This window comes from Streptosporangium roseum DSM 43021 (assembly GCF_000024865.1).
In the GTDB taxonomy this organism is placed as follows: Bacteria; Actinomycetota; Actinomycetes; order Streptosporangiales; family Streptosporangiaceae; genus Streptosporangium; species Streptosporangium roseum.
Map to the genome: position 1 here is coordinate 5,048,541 of NC_013595.1, position 17,182 is coordinate 5,065,722.

Genomic DNA, 17,182 nt, shown 5'->3' on the forward strand with positions numbered 1-17,182 from the left:
GACGTGCCGGAGGACCCGACAGCCGTCGGCGCACCGGTCACCGGGCGGGGCCGTACCCCGGGCCGGTGAGGCCCGGCCCCGCGCGGCGCTCACCGCCGAGCCCGGCAGGACCGGAGGGGCTCCGGGCCGGATGCCCGGCACCGGAGCCCCCGGGCGGGCGATTACGGCAGGCCGTTCTGTCTCTTGTAGTCGTTCCAGACCCGGACGCAGTAGCCGTGGCGCCAGTCGCTCTGCTGGAGATGCCTGCAGGCGTAGGCGGCGCTGAGCCGGTCGCCGGGGCTGTCGGGGACGGGGGAAGTCCGGGGAGTCCGGGGAGTCCGGGAGGTCCGGGGGCTGTCGGGGACGACGGAGGTGTCGGGGATGGGGGAAGTCCGGGGGGTGGCGGGGGGCCGGGGGGTGGCGGGGGTCTCGGTGCTCGTGGGGGTGCCGGTGCTCGTGGGGGTGCCGGTGCTCGTGGGGGTGCCGGTGCTCGTGGGGGTGCCGGTGCTCGTGGGGGTGCCGGTCTCAACGGGAGGCGCAGGCGCCCGCGTCCTCGGAGACCTGGAGGCCTTCGGCGCCTTCGGTGCTTTCGGCCTGACGCTCCTGGGCGCCGGCTTCCTGGCGGTCTTCGGCGCGGCGGACTCCCGGTGGTGCCGGACGCCCTGCCCGCCGTGAACGGTCTGGGCGTCGAGGGCCGCGTGGCGCCGGGGCCGCTCGACCGTGCGCGCCGGCGCCGTTCTCCGGTCCCGGGCGGCCTTGGCCGGGGCGCCGGAGGTGGCCGAGGGGGTGGCCGCGGGCACGTGACCGGCGCCCGGTGTGCCCGTCTCCACAGGAGCGACCGCGGCGTCGTGATCGGCCATCCATGACGGGGCGGGGGCCGCGGCGACCTCGACGGTGGACGGCGCGGACACCGGCGACCACCCGGACGACCACAGGCCGACCCCGGCTGCCGCGAGGAACCCGCAGACCAGCGCGGGCCGCAGGAGCCGGTCGCGCGGGATCCGCGGCCACGGCCGCGACCGGTGCGACCGGATCGGCCGGGGCCGGGGTGGTGGCGGCCAGGCCGGCCGGACGTCGATGTTGACCCGTGATCCGTATACGAACGGGTCGCCGGCGCTGCTGTAGGGCCGTCCGGGGGGATCGGCCCTCGGCGCCTCCGGAGGCACCGCCGGCTCGGGCGGTGAGTCCGCCGGAGCGGCGTACGGCCTGCGCCCACGCGGGCCTGTGCCCGGGCCGCGCCGGTGAGCCGAGTCGTGATCATCGTGCATCTCGCCTCCCATGTCACGTCTGATCTGCCCCAGCGTGCCGAAAATCACGCACCGTATGTGGCCTGTAGCAGTCCGCTCTTACAGACCTGTTATCAGGACCACGGAGCGAACCCACGCGAATACCCGCAAAGTTCCAGTGAGGGCCCCAGCCGCCTCCCCGGGGGGCGGCTGCCGGACGGCGGGAGCGCCGAGCGGGTACTGGTCGTCACCGGCATCGCAACCATGACGGTCATGGCCTTCCCGGAGCGCCTGCTCTGACACCGCCCGGAACCGGCGGCTCCTCCCCTCTCGAACGGCGCGCCCCGCGTCCCGGGGTCGCCACCTCGGCGGCACCGCGCCTCTCAGGCGGTGCCACCGTCCCGTCCGCGACCGAGCACCGCGGCGATCGGCAGGGCCGCCGCCAGGCCGCTGGTCAGCACCGCGGCGAGCGCCCCCAGAACGGCCTGCTCGTCGCCGAAGGCGATCCCGACGGCGGCCAGCGGAGGTCCCACGTTGCGCACCGCCGCGATACCTCCCATGGTGGTACGGCGCGTGGGCGGTCCGGTGGCCAGCAGGGTGCCGACGGCGAACGCGACGACGGACAGGAGAAACCCCGCGAGCAGGGTGCGTGAGCCAAGCAGCGCGACGACGTCGCGCCAGCTGCCCAGCAGCATGCCCGCCAGCACCATCATGAACGTCACGTTCGATACCACGCCGGCGACCGGATGCCACGACAGTGCCGTAGGCCGCGCGCAGTGGCGCACCACCAGCCCGACGGCGAACGGCACGAGCTGCAGGATGGCCACGGTCCGCACCAGCGCGGCGACGTCGAGGGAGATTCCCCCGCCGACCTCGGCCGTGGTGAGGATGCCGCTGCTCATCGGGCCGAAGGTGAGGCTGGCCACGGCGGCCAGCAGCACCTGCATCGCCGTACCCGCGACCACGTCCCCCTTCTGCACCATGCTCAGCTTCGCCCCGAACGGCCCGCCCGGCGACGAGGCGACCAGGACCAGAGCGACGAAACCCGCGGTGGGCAGGACGAACAGCGCGGCGATGGCCCAGCCGAGCAGCGGGACGACCACCAGATTGGCCAGCAGCGCCAGCAGGAGCAGCGGGAGGTCGGTGAAGACGGCACGCAGCGTCGGCAGCGTGGTCGCGAGTCCCGCGGCGAACATGGTGACCGCGATGAAGATCACGGTTATCGCGTTGAACAGCGGCTGCAACGCGTTCATGAAGCCTCCCCCGGCGGCGGCCGTGTCCGGGCGGCGACCGGCGCCGCGCGTCAGTCTCCGAGGTCGCCGAGCCAGCGCAGGGCGCTCAGCGAGGGCATGAAGCAGTACTCGCCGCCGCGCGTGACCACGAACCGCGGCAGCGCCCGCAGGCACCGCCGCAGCGGCCTGCGGGGAATCGTGAAGTCACCGGGGCCGTCGCCGGATCCGACGATGGGATCTCTCGCGTCGCCCGCGCCGAAGAAGACGCCGTCGTTCATCCATTCGGACTGGACGAACTCGAACTGCCGTCCCAGGTGCGCCCCGATGAAGGCGAACATCAGCCCGCGGTCGGCTCCGTCGTCCTCCAGGATCCCTTCGGGCAGCGGCGGGCCGTAGGCGGTGCCGCGTCTGATCATCCGGTGCAGCCTCGGCGCGCCCGCCACCGCCGCGTCCCGGGGGTTGCCCCGGCGGATGTGGCAGCCGCCGGGGGTGGTGAACCCCACCGGATCGTCCTGCTGGTAGAGGAAGCTGTTGTTGCGGTACGGGTCGGCGCCGAGGTCGGGATCGTCGCGCAGCGGGCTGAGCGCCAGGGGCGCGCCGCTGCGCCAGCGGCCCATGATCTTCGCCGCCAGCAGGTCCTCGTCCTCGGGGCCGGTGGCGTTGTCCCTCAGATAGCGCCGGAAGACCGCGACGCGCTGATGGAGTTTGCGGAAGACCGCATAGGTGCCGTTCCGTCCCAGCACCTCGGGCTGGAGGGTCTGGACGCCGCCGAGCTCATCAGGGTAGCCGAGCACGAACTCCCCGGCCTTGAGCGGCTCCTCCAGCTTGTTGGACCCGGCGAAGCCGCTGCCTTCGACGGCCGGATGGCTGATGCCGTCGCGGTAGCCGAAGGGTTCGGTCTCGGTGGGCAGCGCGTGGCAGTCCTGCCGCCAGATCGCCGTCACGCCGGGCAGGGCGTGGTAGGCCGGGCGGGCGCGGTCGAGGGCCGCCTCCAGTCGTGCGCCGTCGGGCGCGAGGGCCACCAGCACCACGTGGACGTCAGGGCTGCCCAGGGGTGCCTCCCAGTTCTCGGGGGCGCTCTCGCCGATGTCGCCCAGCGCGTTGGCGCGCGCGGCCATTCCCTGCCGGAACTCCCAGGCGAACGTCTCCAGCGACTCCCGCGGCACCCCCAGCGCGCTGAGGCCGTGGCGGGTGAGGGCGACGCTGACCCAGGTCTGGCCCAGGGGGCTTACCGTGTCGGCGGCCGAGGTGACCATCGCGCTCATCCGCCGCATCAGCTCCCGTCCGTGCGCGCGGTCGTCGATGCGGAACAGGATGTAGGTCGCCGCGTACGGGCTCGGCCGGGGACTGAGCACCCCACGCTGGATGTCGTCGAGTTCGAGCTTGACGTGGGTCTGCTCGCTCACCGCGATCTCCCCTCCGGTGCTACTTCGCTGAGACGATGTTGTTCCAGAAGGCGCGCAGGTTCTCGTCGACGCCGAACAGCGCACTGAAGATCGTGGTGTCGGCGAAGATCACGTCACCGGCCCGGTCGCCGCCCGGAGGCATCCACAGGAACATGTTGAACTTGGTGTTGCCGGCCTCGGTGAAGGGGTGCGGCGGCCTGGACATGTCGATCGGCTGCCTGCCCAGCACGTGGATGACGTCGGGTTCGTCGGTCGTCACGGCGTAGTGCGGCAGGTGCATGTGGAAGTTGAAGCTGGACACGCCTTCCAGCCATCCCTTGGTGTCCAGATCCCTGGCGATGGACAGCGGGGCGCTCTTGCCCGCTCCCGTCACCGCGGGCCGCAGCCCGTAGCGGTTCTCGACGGGCACCCCCAGACCTGCCATCAGCGATCGGGTGTACCTGCCGAAGCGTTGCTGGCGGGGAACCAGCGCGTCGCCGTGGTGGTGGTACTCCGCGTCGCGCACCGCCAGTTCGTCCGAGGCCCCGACGTCGTGGTGGGGTCCCAGGGCCAGGCAGGTTCCCTCGCGGGTGAGGAACTGCTGCAGCGCCTCGATCTCCTCGGGTGCGGCGTCCTGCCCGGTGATCATGTGATCCAGCCCCCACACGAACAGGGTGTCGGTGTCGGCCAGCACCCGCTCGTCCAGCGGGGTGTGGAACCCGGCCTGGTCGACGCGCTGGTAAACGGGCACGGGGTGCCCGGTGGTCTCATGGGTGAACTGCTGGAACGGCAGCCAGCCCCAGAAGAACAGCTCCAGCCCTCCCGCGACGCCCTGCTGGAACCGGAGCGGATCCGACCATTTCGGGTCCTCATAGGCCGGCCAGGTCACGCGGCGCACCTCGGTCATCGTGGAGAACCGGTTGTCCAGCTCGGCTGGGTTCCTGCCGGCCTCGGCCGGATAGCTCCATGCGACGTAGATGCTCACCCGCCGCCGGCCGGGGGTGTACGGGCGCGGCACGTGGTTCTGGTTGTAGGTGCGTGCGGTCCTGAACTCGCTCATCTCATCTCCGATCGACAGTGGAGCGCGCGGGTGGATGTCACTGCAGCTGGTCGAGCATCTCCGACAGGGAGCTCTTGATCCGCAGCGCCTTTTTGATCTCGTCGGCGGTGACGTACGGGTACTCCCCGTACTCGATGAAGCTCGGGCAGTGATGCTCGCGGACGAATCTGATGAACGCGTCGGGGTTGGTCTTCCAGTCCTCGGGGAAGCCTTCGAGGTTCTCGAAGGCCGTACTCACCCCCGCCCTGGAGAACAGCGCGACGGCGTCCTCGGTGTACTTGTCGAAGTCGGTGTCGAAGATCCCCTGGTACATGAAACGCGTGTCGTCGTCGAAGAGCACCCAGCGCAGGTAGTGCAGCTTCAGTGGCGCGAGAAGGTGTGGATCGCCTTCCAGCGCCTTGGCCAGCGTGTGGCCGTGGTTGCGGATCGCCTCGGCCCGCCCCGGCTTGACGTCGGCGATGATGGTGAACCCGTAGCACGCCGGGGTCCTGGGGAAGACGGGGCCGTACTTGCCCTGCTCGAGGTGGTCGGTCTCCTTGGGAATGACGACCGCCTGAGGCGTGATGTCCATACCCGCTCCCCTTCGTTCGGTCAGAGGGGGAACAGGCAGGCGCCGCCTGACCACAGAATTATCCCATGCCCGATGCCGGGAGGATGAGTGAGGGGACGGCCGGAGCGAACCGACAGTTTCAGTCATCTTGACAAGTCAGATTGTCGGTGAGACGGTGATGGCATGTTCGAAGTGGCGGTGATCGAGGACCCGGCCGCGGCCGAGGTCTCGCTGGACCCGGTCCGCACCCGGCTCCTGGCCGAGCTGGCCGGAGGGGCCGCCTCGGCCACGATGCTGGCCGCGAAGGTCGGCCTGCCCAGGCAGAAGGTGAACTACCACCTCAAGGCGCTGGAGCGGCACGGCCTGGTCGAGCTGGTCGAAGAGCGCAAAAAGGGCAACGTCACCGAGCGGGTGATGCGGGCCACGGCCGCGTCGTTCGTGATCTCGCCGACCGCGCTGGCCGCGGTCGCGCCCGACCCGGAGCGTTCGCCGGACCAGCTTTCGGCGCGCTGGCTGCTGGCCCTGGCCTCCCGGATGGTGCGCGACATGGGCGAGCTGATCACCGGCGCGGCCAAGGCCCGCAAGAGGGTCGCGACCTTCGCGATCGACGGCCAGGTGCGCTTCGCCTCGGCGGCCGATCGCGCCGCCTTCGCCGAGGAGCTCGCGGGCGCCGTCACCGCGCTGGTGGCCAAATACCACGACGAGACGGCCGAGGGCGGGCGCGATCACCGGGTGGTCGTCGCGGTGCACCCGAACGTCACCACCCGTCCGGCCTCCAGCGGACCGGCGCACGTCCAGGCCGCCTCGGACGGGCCGGTTCAGGACGGGCCGGTTCAGGACGGGGCGCAGGGGTTGTAGCCCGCCGGGCAGGGCGTGTGACCGCCGCGGGAGTCGTGACCCGCCGCGCAGCGGTTGCGACCCGGCCGGAGGCGGTCCCGGCGCCGGGACGTTCCCCGGAGCGCGGGGTCACCGCCGGTGCGCACGCCCGGCGGGTGTGGTCATCCAGGTGGTGTGCCGCGCGTCCGGCAGGAGGGCCGGGAGGTGGACCACCGCCTGGGGCCGGCCGTTCAGGTGGAGCGCGTCGAGCACGAGCAGCTCGCTCCGCCGCCGCGCGCCGTCCTGCGTGAGGACCACGAGCCAGCCGTCTCCCTCGGCGCGGCCACGGGGGACGAAGACCGGCTGGCCGGCGCGCAGGCCCGGGGCGAGCTCCCGCACCTGCGTGCTGCCGGCCGCGAGGTCGTGGCCGACCAGCGCCCGCCCGCCGGGGGTGCGGCCGAACATCAGCTGATGCCTGCGGCCGGCCCGCCGGGAGTCGACCGACGCCAGCGTCATGGAGTCGACCAGCGGCCGCTCCTCCGCCGCGCCGCTCCCCAGGTCGAGCGTCCACCGGTGCACCCGCGGCGCCCCGGCGCCGTCCTCGCCGTCCCACGACGGAGCGTCGAAGGCCCGCTCGTGGCGGACGGCGTCCACGACGACGCGGCCGCCGTCGTCGTAGGCGTTGACCGAATGGGACACGTAGCAGGGGTCGATCGGGAACCAGCGGGGTTCCGTCGCGTCGCCGGGCCGCCGTGACAGCAGTCCGATGCGCGCCGGCCGGTCCCGCCGCCAGCGGTAGGGGAATCGGGTGCCGACCATCGCCGCCGCCCGGTGATAGGTCACGGGCAGGTCGAACACCACGACGAACCGTTCGGTGAGCGCGACCGCGTGCATGAGCGGTGCACCGTCGAGGGCGAAGGGCCGGGCGTCGCGGATGCCGCCGTCCGTCCCGAGGGTCAGGTGCTCCGCGCAGCCCAGACCGGGATAGGTGGCGATCGTGTGCCATTCGGCCGTGGCCCGGTCCTGGACCGGCGGCGCGAGGCTCGCGCTCCACGGCCCGTCCGGCGGCCGGGCGGCGGATCCGGCGGGCCGGATCCAGGTCGCGAGGTCCGGCATCCGCTCCAGCGGGTGGCCGCCGAACTCCCCGGCCGTCGTGAGGCGCCGAGCGGTGCCGCCGCCGAGCCGTACGCCGGAGAAGAGGACGGGGCCGGCCGTGGCGTGCGACTGCCACGATCCCCCGGGATACGTGCTCGCCTGCACGAACGCGCCGTCCAGGCCGGAAGGTATGACGCCGTCGACCGGCAGCGGCTCGTCGTGCGTCCGGTGGCGGCGGGGCGCCGCGGACATGAGCGCCATGATCGGGTCGACGTGCTCCGTGACCGTCATATCGGGCACCTCCTCGTGAGGCCTGGTAGTTAGCATAACGCCGTTATGTTAAAAATAACGACGTTATGCAATACTGTCAAGGTGAGCCCACGCCGATCGAATCCTCAGACCCGTCCCGCCCTTGTCGACATCGCCGCGCGGCTGCTCGCCGACGAAGGCCCCCAGGCGTTGTCGGCCCGCCGCATCGCCACGGAGGCGGGCAGCTCGACGATGGCGGTCTACACCAACTTCGGCGGGATGAGCGGGCTGGTGCGCGAGATGGTCTACGAAGGGTTCGCCCGCCTGCAGAGCTATTTCTCGCACGTCTCCCGGACCGCCGACCCCGTCGCCGACATCGCGCTGCTCGGGCGGGCCTACCGGCACAACGCCCTGACGAACCCGCACCTGTACGCGGTCATGTTCGGCGGGGCGTCGCTGGCCGGGTTCTCCCTGACCGCCGAGGACCGCCAGTACGGCCGATACACCCTGAGCACCGTGGTGGAGTGCGCCACCCGGTGCATCACAGCGAAACGGTTCCGGGACGGTGACGCCGAACTCGTCGCCCACCAGCTGTGGACCGCGATCCACGGGCTGGTCACGCTCGAACTCGGCGAGTATCTCATCGAGCCCTTCGACGCCGACCGGGTCTTCGAAGCCCAGCTGACCGGCCTGATGGTCGGCGCGGGCGACACCTTGGAGGCGGCCACCCGATCGGTGGGCTCCTCCAAGAGGCGGCTGAGGAAGGTGGTCGAGGGCGTGCGGCCGGATCCGGTGGACGACCGGCCCGCGGGCGACCGGAGACCGCGTCCTCGGCAGGCCGCGCCGGCGGGATGAGCGGCGGCCCGCCCGTCCCGCCGGCGGACCCGGGCCGCTCACTCCCAGGGCGCCACCGGGAACCAGCCGTAACCGAACCGCGCGGGCAGTCGCAGGTCCCAGTAGAGGAAGGTGAAGGCGCCGACGACGATGAAGGCCACCGCCGTGATCGTCGCGACGCGTGACGGCCTGGCGGTCATCCAGCGGGTGAAGCGGCCCCCGGTGGTGTGCACGAGCAGGACGAAGAGCACGGCCATCAGCGTGATGTTGCCGAGCGACTGCAGGATGAAGACGGCGGCCCCGTAGAGCGGATTGTGGGTCTCGGCCGCGTACTCGAACAGCTTGTGGAACAGCGGGAACGGCCGCCCGATGAGGAATCCGCCGATCAGCGCGCCGATCACGACCAGGCGCGCGTTGGGGAAGCGGAGCGACAGGCGGGCGAAGGGGTCGGGCACCACGCGCAGCGCCGCCAGGCCGAGGTAGGCGAAGGCCAGGCCGATCACGCCGAAGACGATCGAGGCCTGCAGCAGCCGCGGTGGGAGGCCGGAGCCGGCCGTCGCCGTCGACAGCTGGGGCAGCCGCTCGCCGAGGAGGGCGCCGACGGCCCCGTAGAGTCCGGAGACCACGATCATGCCGAGCGCGAGCCAGCCGATGGGCCGCAGGGTCGCCCCGATCCGGAGCCGGCCGGAGGTGTCCGAGGTGCCGGCCGGGTGGGCGCTCCCCGCGTTCGTCATCGGCGCGATCGCGCCGAACGCGGCGATGTTGCACGCGGTGAAGGTGCCGGCCAGACCCGAGACGAAGGCGAAGACGGTCCCCGCGATCAGGCCCCCGATCTCGGTGTGCTTGGCGTCGTAGCCGAGCAGCGTGTTGGCGACGTTGTCGCCGATCACGCTGTCGACGAGCCGGAAGGACCACAGCGAGGCGATCAGCGCCCCGGCCAGCACGCTGAGGACGATGATCAGCCCTCGGCGCCGGGGTAGATCCGCGGCATGAGCGTCAGGTGACGGGGCGGATACGGGGATGCTCCGAGCCATGGGGCGCCTCTCTTTTCGAGTCGAACACGCTGGTGAGCCGCGGAGGCCGGCCGGGCTGCGACCGGCCGCGCGCAGCGTCGAATGGTCGGGCGGTGATGGAGGTGCTCTACCGGGGCGGAAGCGGACGCGGAAACCGTGGCCACCGGCCCTGAGGGTCCGGTGCGGCCGGCGCGCTCGCCCGGCCGTTCAGACCGGGGTGGCCGGCCGTCCCGGCGCAGGCGGCAGGATCCGCCGAGGCGATCGCGGCCGGGCCATGGGCATCCGGTTCAACTGGATCGAGGGTGATGCGGGGCACAGACGCTCCCTGTCGGCGAGGACGAGGACACCTCTCACACAACTTCAGCGAACAGATCCACCCGATAGACGCTCATGATCGCCATTTCGGTGCTCCGCTGTCAACGGTCGCTCTCCCGTGCCCGCCGTACGGCATGGCCGCGTCCGGTGGGAACTCCTCGCGTTGCCCGAAGTGGAGGCCATCCTCGCCGGGGACGCAGAAAGGCTCGGTCAGGAGGCTGGAAGGGGTGTCGGCCGGAGCGTGGTCGATCGCCCGGGGAAGGTTCAGCAAGATCCCAGAGGCGAGTCGCGTTGCGCCGCACTTTCCGGCGATTCGGCGCCGGTGGGCGCAGCCGGGGTGTAGATCACCACGTGCAGGTCGGGGTGGTCGGCGGGGGCCGGTCGGTGGTGTTCGTAGCGCAGAACGCCTTGAGCGGGGTGATGGAAGAGGCGTAGGCGTGAGGCGAAGCCCTCGATGCGGTGGTCTTGCCAGGCGTCGCGGAACGGCTTACTGGTCTGGAGGAGGCGCTGGATGATCGGGGAGCGGGCCAGGTCGCCGAGGCCGGGCCCCGCCTCGGCGACCTGGCCCGATCCGCCGACAAGGGCGCCGTACGAGAAGTCGCGGACTGCTGAACCTCGGCCACGGCCACGGCCACGGCCACGGCTACGACGATGGCCCGAGCCGTCCGTGCGGGCCACCACGCTTGCCCGCGGCTTCCTCCCCCGCCGCCTGGGCGCGCGCGCTGTCCGGTGCGGCGTCCGAGCGGCGCAGGGCGACGACCGGGATGGCCCGTGAGAGGCCGGCCTGGTAGTCGGCGAAGGCCGGGACGAGCCGCGCCTGCTGGGCGTAGAGCCGGTCGCGCTCCTCGCCGCGCAGGACGGCCGCGGTCGCGGTGTAGGTCTCGACGCGGGTCCCGTCGCCGATCTCGACGGTGACCTCCGGGTTGGCCAGCAGATTGTGGTACCAGGCGGGATGGGCCGGAGCGCCCGCGTTGGAGGCGAAGACCAGGATCCGCTCGCCGTCCCGCAGGTAGATCGCCGGACTCGTCCGGCGCCTGCCCGTCCTGGCCCCCGTGGTGGTCAGCAGCACCAGGAGGGAGCCCTCGAACGGGCCGCCCACCTTCCCGGCGTTCGCCCGGAACTCCTCGATGATCGGCCGGTTCCAGTCCGTGGCCGTCGCCTGCTGCTCGTCGGTCATGCGCGGGTCCTTCCCGTCTCCAAGGGGCGCGGAGAGCCGGCGTCTCCACAGAGCGCGGAGAGCCGGCGTCGACGCAGGCTCAGCGGCCCCGACAGTCGCTATACAGCGAAGATAATTTGCTTTATAAGCAAACGTATTTTGGAGATCAAGGTATGTCAACCGGGCGCCGCGGCGATGCCGCCGGGCGGCGGCGCGCGAGAAGCGTCCGGCCGGCCGCTCAGGGGCGCCCGTCGCCGGAGTGCGGGGGGACGTACTGGTCGGCGAAGGCCGCCGTCGGCTCCGTCGGCGTGATGACGTCGATGAGGACGCCGTTCGGGTCGGCGACGATGAAGTGCCGCTGGCCGAAGTCCTCGCTCCGCAGGGTAAGCCTGGGCTCCAGGCCCGCCTGGAGCACGAGCCGGTCGTGCTCGGCGTCGACGTCGGCCACCTCGAAGTTGAGGATCAGCCCCTGGACGGGCACGCGATGGCCCTCGGGGATCGTCTCGTGGGTGTGGTCGAGGATCGCCAGCTCGTAGTGGGGCGCTTCCGGTCGCCTGAGGCTCACGTACCAGTCCGACTCGAAGGTCGTCTCGAAGCCGAACAGGCCGGTGTAGAAGTCGCGCGTCTCGGCGATCCGCTGCGTGCAGACGACCGGGTAGAAGCTGGTCAAACTCATAAGGGCACTCCGATTCGAAAGTCACATACCGTCGGTATGTTCGGCTAACCTAAATGCGTACCATCGGTATGTCAATCGTCCGACGACGGAGGCGCGAGGGTGAACCGGGCACCGCGGAGCAAGGCGCAGCAGCGGCTGGAGACCAGGCGCGCACTGGTGGCGGAGGGCAGGCGGCTGTTCGCGCGCCGCGGCTACGGCGCGGTGAGCCTCGCCGAGATCGTCGAGAACGCCGAGATGACGAAGGGGGCGCTCTACCACCACTTCGACAGCAAGACCGCCCTCTTCCGCACCGTGGTCGAGCAGGTGCAGCAGGAGGTCGCGGCCAGGGTGGCCTCCGCCGCCGAGGCGCGGGACGACCCGTGGGAGCAGCTGATCGCCGGCTGCCACGCGTTCCTCGCGGCGAGCTCCGATCCCGAGGTGCAGCAGATCATGCTCATCGACGGTCCCGCCGTGCTGGGCTGGGAGGAGTGGCGGGCGATGGACGAGGACTCGTCGGCCAGGCATCTCACCGAGGCGCTCACGACGCTGGTGGAGACCGGGATCATCGTCCGGCAGCCCGTCGCGCCGCTGGCCCGCCTCCTGTCCGGCGCGATGAACGAGGCGGCCCTGTGGCTCGCGCGCTCGGCGGACCCCGCCGGCCTCACGGACACGACCGCGGCGCTGTCACGGCTGCTGGCGTCCCTGCGCCACCACGAGTCGAACGGCGAGTCGGCGTAGGCGAAGGCGGCCTCGGCGAGCGCGCCGAACCCGGCGCCGCCGGACGTGCCCGGCGGCGCCTCCGGGGCGCCGCCGCCGTCACGGGAGCAGCAGGCCCCAGTAGAGGGCCCAGGGAAGGAACACCACCCCGCCGGCGAGCAGGAGGCCGAGCCGTACCCTCTCCCCTCGCGGGGCGGTTCCCCGGGAGCGGCGCCAGGCCAGGGCGGTGAGGACGGTGGCGGCGACGGAGGCCACCGCGAGGGCCTGCAGCGCCAGCCAGACCAGCGGCCGTCCGGCCGCCACGGGACCGGGAGCGGCCAGCTTGCCGCCGGTCATCACCACGTAGAACAGGTAGGAGAAGGAGCCGAGCACCGCCGCGAGCCCTCCGGCGCTGAGCAGCCGCGCCGCCCTGGTCGCCGGGACCGGCGGACGGCGGCGCAGGCGCCGGACCAGCGCCACCACCGGGTAGGCGGCGAACGCGACCACCAGCAGCACCAGCGCCGCGAGCTGCATCGGCGCCGACTCCCACCAGGCGGGGGGCTCCACCGGCACGGTCGGCGAGGCCTGCGTGGGGGCGGGGCCCGACGTCCCGGACGTGGGCGCCCTGCCCGCCGTGACGTCGCCGGCCCAGGAGCCGACCAGGTCGGCGTAGCCGGGGGCGAGCTCGGGCAGCCGGGTGACGCCGCCGTCGGGGCTCTGGTGGGCGGCGTGGTCGGCGCCGGGGAAGAAGCGGAACGTGTAGTGCCGGTTGCCGCCCCTCTCCAACGCCCTGGCGACCACCGGCGGGCTCTCCTGCGGCGGGGTCAGCAGGTCGTGGGTGCCCCAGATGGCGAGCACCGGCTGGCGTACCGCGGCCAGGGTCGGCTCGGGGTCGTAGTAGGGCTCGGGGAACATGCCGCCGTCGGCGATCGTCCGGTACAGGTTGAGCTCGGCCCGCTCGACCAGCGAGCCCGCCACCCCCGCCTTGCGCAGCCCGGCCGCCACGGCCCAGGTCTGCTGCCGCAGCGGTGGCAGCCCGTTGGCGCCCACGAGCACGAGGAAGGCGATGTCCTCCGAGCGGGACGCCGCGATCGGCGCCACCCAGCCGCCCTCGCTGAACCCCCATACGCCGACCTTCGCCGGGTCCACCCCCGGCTGGGAGCGGAGCGTGGCCACGGCGCCCAGCGCGTCGTCGGCGAGCTGCGAGAAGGACCGGCGGAAGAGCGAGTAGCCCTCGGATCGCTTGTCGTAGACCAGCACGGACAGGCCTTCGCGGGCGAACTCGACGGCCTCACCCATCAGCTTCGTGCGGGGGACGCCCGCACCCGAGCCGTGCACCAGGACGACGCCCGGACGCGGGGACCTCGCCGGGGCGGAAGCGGAGGTGGAGGCGGAGGTGGAGGCGGAGGTGAGGACCGTGCCGTGCATGACGAGGCCTCCACCGCCGCGGAAGCTCACCTCGGTCGCGGTCAGGTCGGAGGGTACGGCGGGCGGGGCATCCGCCGCCGCAGGGGCGGCGGGCAGGACGGCGGGCAGGGCGGGGGCAGCCAGCAGGCAGAGCATCGCGGCCACGGCCGGGAGGGTTCGTCGCATATGCCGAATATATTCGGCAGAACTTTCTCGGCATAACTTTATCTGCAGAAATCACTCTGTAGAACTAGGCTGCTCATCATGAAGGATGAGGAGCCGTTCCTGCTCGACGACCCGGCGAGACTCAAGGCGCTGACGCACCCCATGCGCCGGCTCATGCTGCGCCACCTCAAGGTGCACGGCCCCGCCACCTCGACGACGCTCGGCGAGGTGCTCGGAGCCAAGACGGGCACGACGAGCTACCACCTGCGCCTGCTCGAGAAATACGGCTTCGTCGAGGAGATCCCCGAGCGCTCGACCGGCAGGGAGCGCTGGTGGCGCAGGGCCGAGGGGCCCCGGGACATGAGGCTGCCGACACCCGGCCAGCTCGCCCCCGAGGACCGTGCCGTGCTCGCCGCCTTCCACCGGGCCGGCATGGACGAGGACCGCGAGCTGTTCGAGCGCTTTCCCGCGGCCTACCAGCGCGATCCCGACTGGGCCAAGGCTTCGCGCGGCATGAGCCGGATGACCAAGGAGGAGTTCGAGGAGTTCTTCGAGGCCTACATCGCGCTGCTGATGAAGTACAACCACCGGGCCGAGGACGCGCCACCGGACGCACGGCCCCTGTACATCCGGCTCTTCGCCCTGCCCGCCGACGAGGAATGACCCGCGGATCCCCGGCCGTCGCGACCGCGACGGCGGCACCGCGCTCGGCGAGGGGCCGCCCCTGGCCCGGACCTCGCGCGGAGGCGACGGGCCGGAGGTCTCCCGCCGGGTGGTCTCGTCCTGGCGCCCGTCAGCCGGCGGCCAGGCGCTCGACCCGCCTGTGCAGGGTGTCGAGGTACGGTTCGGACTCCGGCTTCATCAGCACGCTGCGCAGGACGCGGGCCTCGCCGCGGTCGGCGCGCACGTCGGGATGCCGGAGCGTGAAACTCCGCGCGTCGGCGCGCAGCACGCTCAGGAACACCGGGTCCTGCCGGTCGCCCATCCCCTCCCCCATCACCCGCTGGGAGGCGGAGTCGACGGCCGACAACGACAGGTCCCCCGCCACGGGGAAGTAGGTGACGATGTCCAGCTCCGGCTCCTGGTAAAGGCGCAGGTACGGACTGTCGGCCAGGAGAGCGGCCCAGCGCCCGGCGGCCCGGCGGCCGGCGGCCAGCACCGCGCCGAGCCCGTCGGCCGTCAGGGGGAACAGCCGCAGGGTCAGCCAGAGCGCCGCGGCGGCCGCGCCGGCGCGCGAGCACTCCAGGCTGATCTCCCCCAGATGCAGCTCCTCCGAGGTGAAGTAGGTGTAGGGCGAGTCGTGCACGTAGAAGCGGCCGACCGCCGGATCGCGGAACACCACGGCGCCGCACCCGTAGGGCTGCAGCCCGTGCTTGTGCGGGTCCACCACGACCGAGTCGCAGTGCGCGATCGCCTCCCACGGGGCCGCGGCCACCCCGTCGGCTCCGGCGGTACCGGCCAGCAACGCGAAGAAACCGCCGTAGGCGGCGTCGACGTGCACGCGCACGCCGTGGTCGCGGCAGACGGCGAGCACCTCGTGCACGGGATCCACGGCCCCCAGACCGGTGGTCCCGGCCGTCACCACCACCGTGCCGACGCGCCCGCCCGCCACCAGGTCGCGCACGGCGTCCACGTCCATGCGCCCGGCGCCGTCCACCGGGACGGAGAGGCCCTCGATCCCCAGAACCCGGCACATCCGGGCGTGGGTGTAGTGGCTGTCGGCGCTGAACGCCACGGCGCGGCCGGGATGGATCTCACGGGCCACGTACAGGGCCTCCAGGTTGGCGATCGTCCCGCTGGTGGTCAGGTGGCCCAGGTGCTCGCCGAAGCCGAACATGCCCGCGATCTGGGCGATCACCTCGCGCTCCATCCGCGCGGTGGCCGGCCCTCCGTCAAGGGCGTGGTTGTTGGGATTGACCAGCATGGCGGCCACGTATCCCGCCACCGCCGCCGGATGCGGGGGTTTGAGCATCTGACCGGCGTAACGCGGGTGGAAGAAGGGGTAGTTGTCGCGCAACCGCAGGCCGAGCTCATCCAGCGCGGCCTCCAGCCGGCCGTCGTCCACCGCGAGCGCGTCGTGCCCCGGGTGGTCCCCGAAGCCCTCCTTCCAGCGGCGGTGATTGTCGATGACGCGATCAAGTGCTCGCCGGAGGTTCAAGGCCGTACCACTTTCGCCGGAGGGGGTGCGACAGGAGAGCAGGCGGGTGGTCACGGCAGCGCCGCTTCCACCAGGACGTGGTCGCATTCGTAGCCGAAACAGCCGGATCCCGCCACCTCCAGGATCACCCCGTCCGGAGGTGAGGCCCGGCACGCGCCCCGCGACGACGGGTCCGCGCACCGGGCGCCTCCGCGGAGCCCCGACGCTCAGCCGCCGGGCGCGCGGGTGAGACGGCGCCGGAACACCCAGTAGGTCCATCCCTGATAGGCCAGCACCAGGGGCATGAAGAGAACCGCGACCCAGGTCATCACCGTGAGCGTGTACGAGGTGGAGGCGGCGTTGTCCACGGTGAGGCTGTTGGCCGGGTCGAGTGCGGGCATCACGTTGGGCCACAGGCTCGCGAACAGGGTGACGGTGACCGCGACGATGGCCACCGTGTTGGCGGCGAACGACCAGCCGTCGCGGCCGCGCAGTGTCGCGACCAGGGCGCCGGCGATCGCGGCGGCGGCCACCGCGACGGTGCCCCAGGTGGCGGGCTTGCCCACCATCAGCTGGGTCGTCACGAGGAAGGCGCCGCCGATGACCAGCGCCGCCGGTCCGGCCAGGCGGACCAGCCGCCCGGCACGCTCCCGCAGCTCCCCGTCGGTCTTCAACCGGATGAAGACCGCGCCGTGCAAGGTGAAGAGCGTGAGCGTGGCCAGGCCGCCGAGCAGCGCGTAAGGGTTGAGCAGGGTGAGCAGCGAGCCGGTGTACTCGTGGTCGGCGTCCAGCGGGACACCGCGCACGATGTTGGCGAAGGCCACGCCCCACAGGAACGCCGGACCGAGCGACCCCCAGAAGAACGCCCGGTCCCAGCCGCGGGTGCTGGTGCTCTTGCCGCGGTACTCCAGGGCGACGCCACGCACGATGAGGGCCAGCAGGATGAGGAACAGCGGCAGGTAGAAGCCGGAGAACAGGGTCGCGTACCACTCGGGGAACGCGGCGAAGGTCGCGCCGCCGGCCACGATCAGCCAGACCTCGTTGCCGTCCCACACCGGCCCGATGCTCTGGACGAGGGTGCGCCGGTCGGACTCGTCGCGGCCGAGCAGCGGGAGCAGGATGCCGACGCCGAAGTCGAAGCCCTCCAGGACGAAGTAGCCGGTCCACAGAACGGCGATGAGCAGAAACCAGACGGTGGTGAGTTCCATGGCA

At 72.1% G+C, this 17,182-nt stretch carries 18 protein-coding genes; 5 read left to right on the forward strand and 13 right to left on the reverse strand.

Annotation, left to right across the window (positions count from 1 at the left end; translation table 11 throughout):
- Positions 1-161: 161 nt before the first annotated feature.
- The 5 genes from SROS_RS46120 to SROS_RS22005 form a co-directional block, all read right to left on the reverse strand.
- The gene (locus tag SROS_RS46120; protein ID WP_148269155.1) at positions 162-1,247 is read right to left on the reverse strand and encodes a flagellar biosynthesis protein FlhF; all 1,086 of its coding nucleotides are present in this window, start codon (positions 1,245-1,247) and stop codon (positions 162-164) included.
- A 341-nt stretch (positions 1,248-1,588) separates the two neighbouring features.
- Positions 1,589-2,458 (reverse strand): bile acid:sodium symporter, encoded by an 870-nt coding sequence (locus SROS_RS21990; protein ID WP_012891139.1) that lies wholly within the window; start codon positions 2,456-2,458, stop codon positions 1,589-1,591.
- A gap of 50 nt (positions 2,459-2,508) precedes the next feature.
- Complete coding sequence (locus tag SROS_RS21995; RefSeq protein WP_012891140.1) at positions 2,509-3,843, reverse strand: Dyp-type peroxidase; 1,335 nt, start codon at positions 3,841-3,843, stop codon at positions 2,509-2,511.
- A 19-nt stretch (positions 3,844-3,862) separates the two neighbouring features.
- Positions 3,863-4,882, reverse strand: coding sequence for a hypothetical protein (locus SROS_RS22000; protein ID WP_012891141.1), 1,020 nt, complete (start codon positions 4,880-4,882; stop codon positions 3,863-3,865).
- A gap of 37 nt (positions 4,883-4,919) precedes the next feature.
- Positions 4,920-5,453, reverse strand: coding sequence for a hypothetical protein (locus SROS_RS22005; protein ID WP_012891142.1), 534 nt, complete (start codon positions 5,451-5,453; stop codon positions 4,920-4,922).
- A gap of 162 nt (positions 5,454-5,615) precedes the next feature.
- Between SROS_RS22005 and SROS_RS22010 the strand changes: the two genes are divergently transcribed.
- A complete protein-coding gene (locus SROS_RS22010) occupies positions 5,616-6,290 on the forward strand; it encodes an ArsR/SmtB family transcription factor (RefSeq protein ID WP_012891143.1) in 675 nt (224 codons plus the stop codon).
- 108 nt (positions 6,291-6,398) lie between these two features.
- Here the strand turns inward: SROS_RS22010 and SROS_RS46125 are convergent, their stop codons facing one another.
- Positions 6,399-7,634, reverse strand: coding sequence for a carotenoid oxygenase family protein (locus SROS_RS46125; RefSeq protein ID WP_012891144.1), 1,236 nt, complete (start codon positions 7,632-7,634; stop codon positions 6,399-6,401).
- Between the two features lie 81 nt (positions 7,635-7,715).
- On the opposite strand from SROS_RS46125, the gene SROS_RS22020 reads away from it, so the two are divergent.
- Positions 7,716-8,447 (forward strand): TetR/AcrR family transcriptional regulator, encoded by a 732-nt coding sequence (locus tag SROS_RS22020; RefSeq protein ID WP_012891145.1) that lies wholly within the window; start codon positions 7,716-7,718, stop codon positions 8,445-8,447.
- Positions 8,448-8,485: 38 nt separating this feature from the next.
- Here SROS_RS22020 and SROS_RS22025 read toward each other — a convergent pair whose 3' ends face one another.
- Together SROS_RS22025 and SROS_RS54455 are read right to left on the reverse strand one after the other, a co-directional pair.
- Positions 8,486-9,460 carry a hypothetical protein gene (locus tag SROS_RS22025; RefSeq protein WP_012891146.1) on the reverse strand — a complete coding sequence of 325 codons (975 nt, stop codon included), beginning with the start codon at positions 9,458-9,460 and terminating at the stop codon, positions 8,486-8,488.
- Between the two features lie 558 nt (positions 9,461-10,018).
- Entirely contained in the window at positions 10,019-10,285 is a 267-nt protein-coding gene (locus SROS_RS54455) for an MmyB family transcriptional regulator (RefSeq protein ID WP_362967506.1), read from the reverse strand.
- Between SROS_RS54455 and SROS_RS53080 the strand changes: the two genes are divergently transcribed.
- Complete coding sequence (locus SROS_RS53080; protein WP_245564694.1) at positions 10,220-10,366, forward strand: hypothetical protein; 147 nt, start codon at positions 10,220-10,222, stop codon at positions 10,364-10,366. The genes SROS_RS54455 and SROS_RS53080 overlap by 66 nt on opposite strands.
- 31 nt (positions 10,367-10,397) lie before the next feature.
- On the opposite strand, the gene SROS_RS22030 is transcribed toward SROS_RS53080, so the two are convergent.
- Positions 10,398-10,931: a nitroreductase family deazaflavin-dependent oxidoreductase gene (locus SROS_RS22030; RefSeq protein ID WP_012891147.1), complete on the reverse strand. Its 534-nt coding sequence runs from the start codon at positions 10,929-10,931 to the stop codon at positions 10,398-10,400.
- Positions 10,932-11,148: 217 nt separating this feature from the next.
- Complete coding sequence (locus tag SROS_RS22035; protein ID WP_012891148.1) at positions 11,149-11,586, reverse strand: VOC family protein; 438 nt, start codon at positions 11,584-11,586, stop codon at positions 11,149-11,151.
- Between the two features lie 99 nt (positions 11,587-11,685).
- On the opposite strand from SROS_RS22035, the gene SROS_RS22040 reads away from it, so the two are divergent.
- Positions 11,686-12,303 carry a TetR/AcrR family transcriptional regulator gene (locus SROS_RS22040; protein WP_012891149.1) on the forward strand — a complete coding sequence of 206 codons (618 nt, stop codon included), beginning with the start codon at positions 11,686-11,688 and terminating at the stop codon, positions 12,301-12,303.
- Between the two features lie 78 nt (positions 12,304-12,381).
- On the opposite strand, the gene SROS_RS22045 is transcribed toward SROS_RS22040, so the two are convergent.
- Entirely contained in the window at positions 12,382-13,854 is a 1,473-nt protein-coding gene (locus tag SROS_RS22045) for an alpha/beta hydrolase family protein (RefSeq protein WP_012891150.1), read from the reverse strand.
- A gap of 78 nt (positions 13,855-13,932) precedes the next feature.
- Between SROS_RS22045 and SROS_RS22050 the strand changes: the two genes are divergently transcribed.
- Positions 13,933-14,496 (forward strand): ArsR/SmtB family transcription factor, encoded by a 564-nt coding sequence (locus SROS_RS22050; protein ID WP_012891151.1) that lies wholly within the window; start codon positions 13,933-13,935, stop codon positions 14,494-14,496.
- Between the two features lie 130 nt (positions 14,497-14,626).
- Here SROS_RS22050 and SROS_RS22055 read toward each other — a convergent pair whose 3' ends face one another.
- Both SROS_RS22055 and cydB read right to left on the reverse strand, forming a co-directional pair.
- Positions 14,627-15,991: a pyridoxal phosphate-dependent decarboxylase family protein gene (locus SROS_RS22055; protein WP_043652588.1), complete on the reverse strand. Its 1,365-nt coding sequence runs from the start codon at positions 15,989-15,991 to the stop codon at positions 14,627-14,629.
- A 206-nt stretch (positions 15,992-16,197) separates the two neighbouring features.
- Complete coding sequence (cydB, locus tag SROS_RS22060) at positions 16,198-17,178, reverse strand: cytochrome d ubiquinol oxidase subunit II (RefSeq protein ID WP_012891153.1); 981 nt, start codon at positions 17,176-17,178, stop codon at positions 16,198-16,200.
- Positions 17,179-17,182 lie beyond the last annotated feature (4 nt).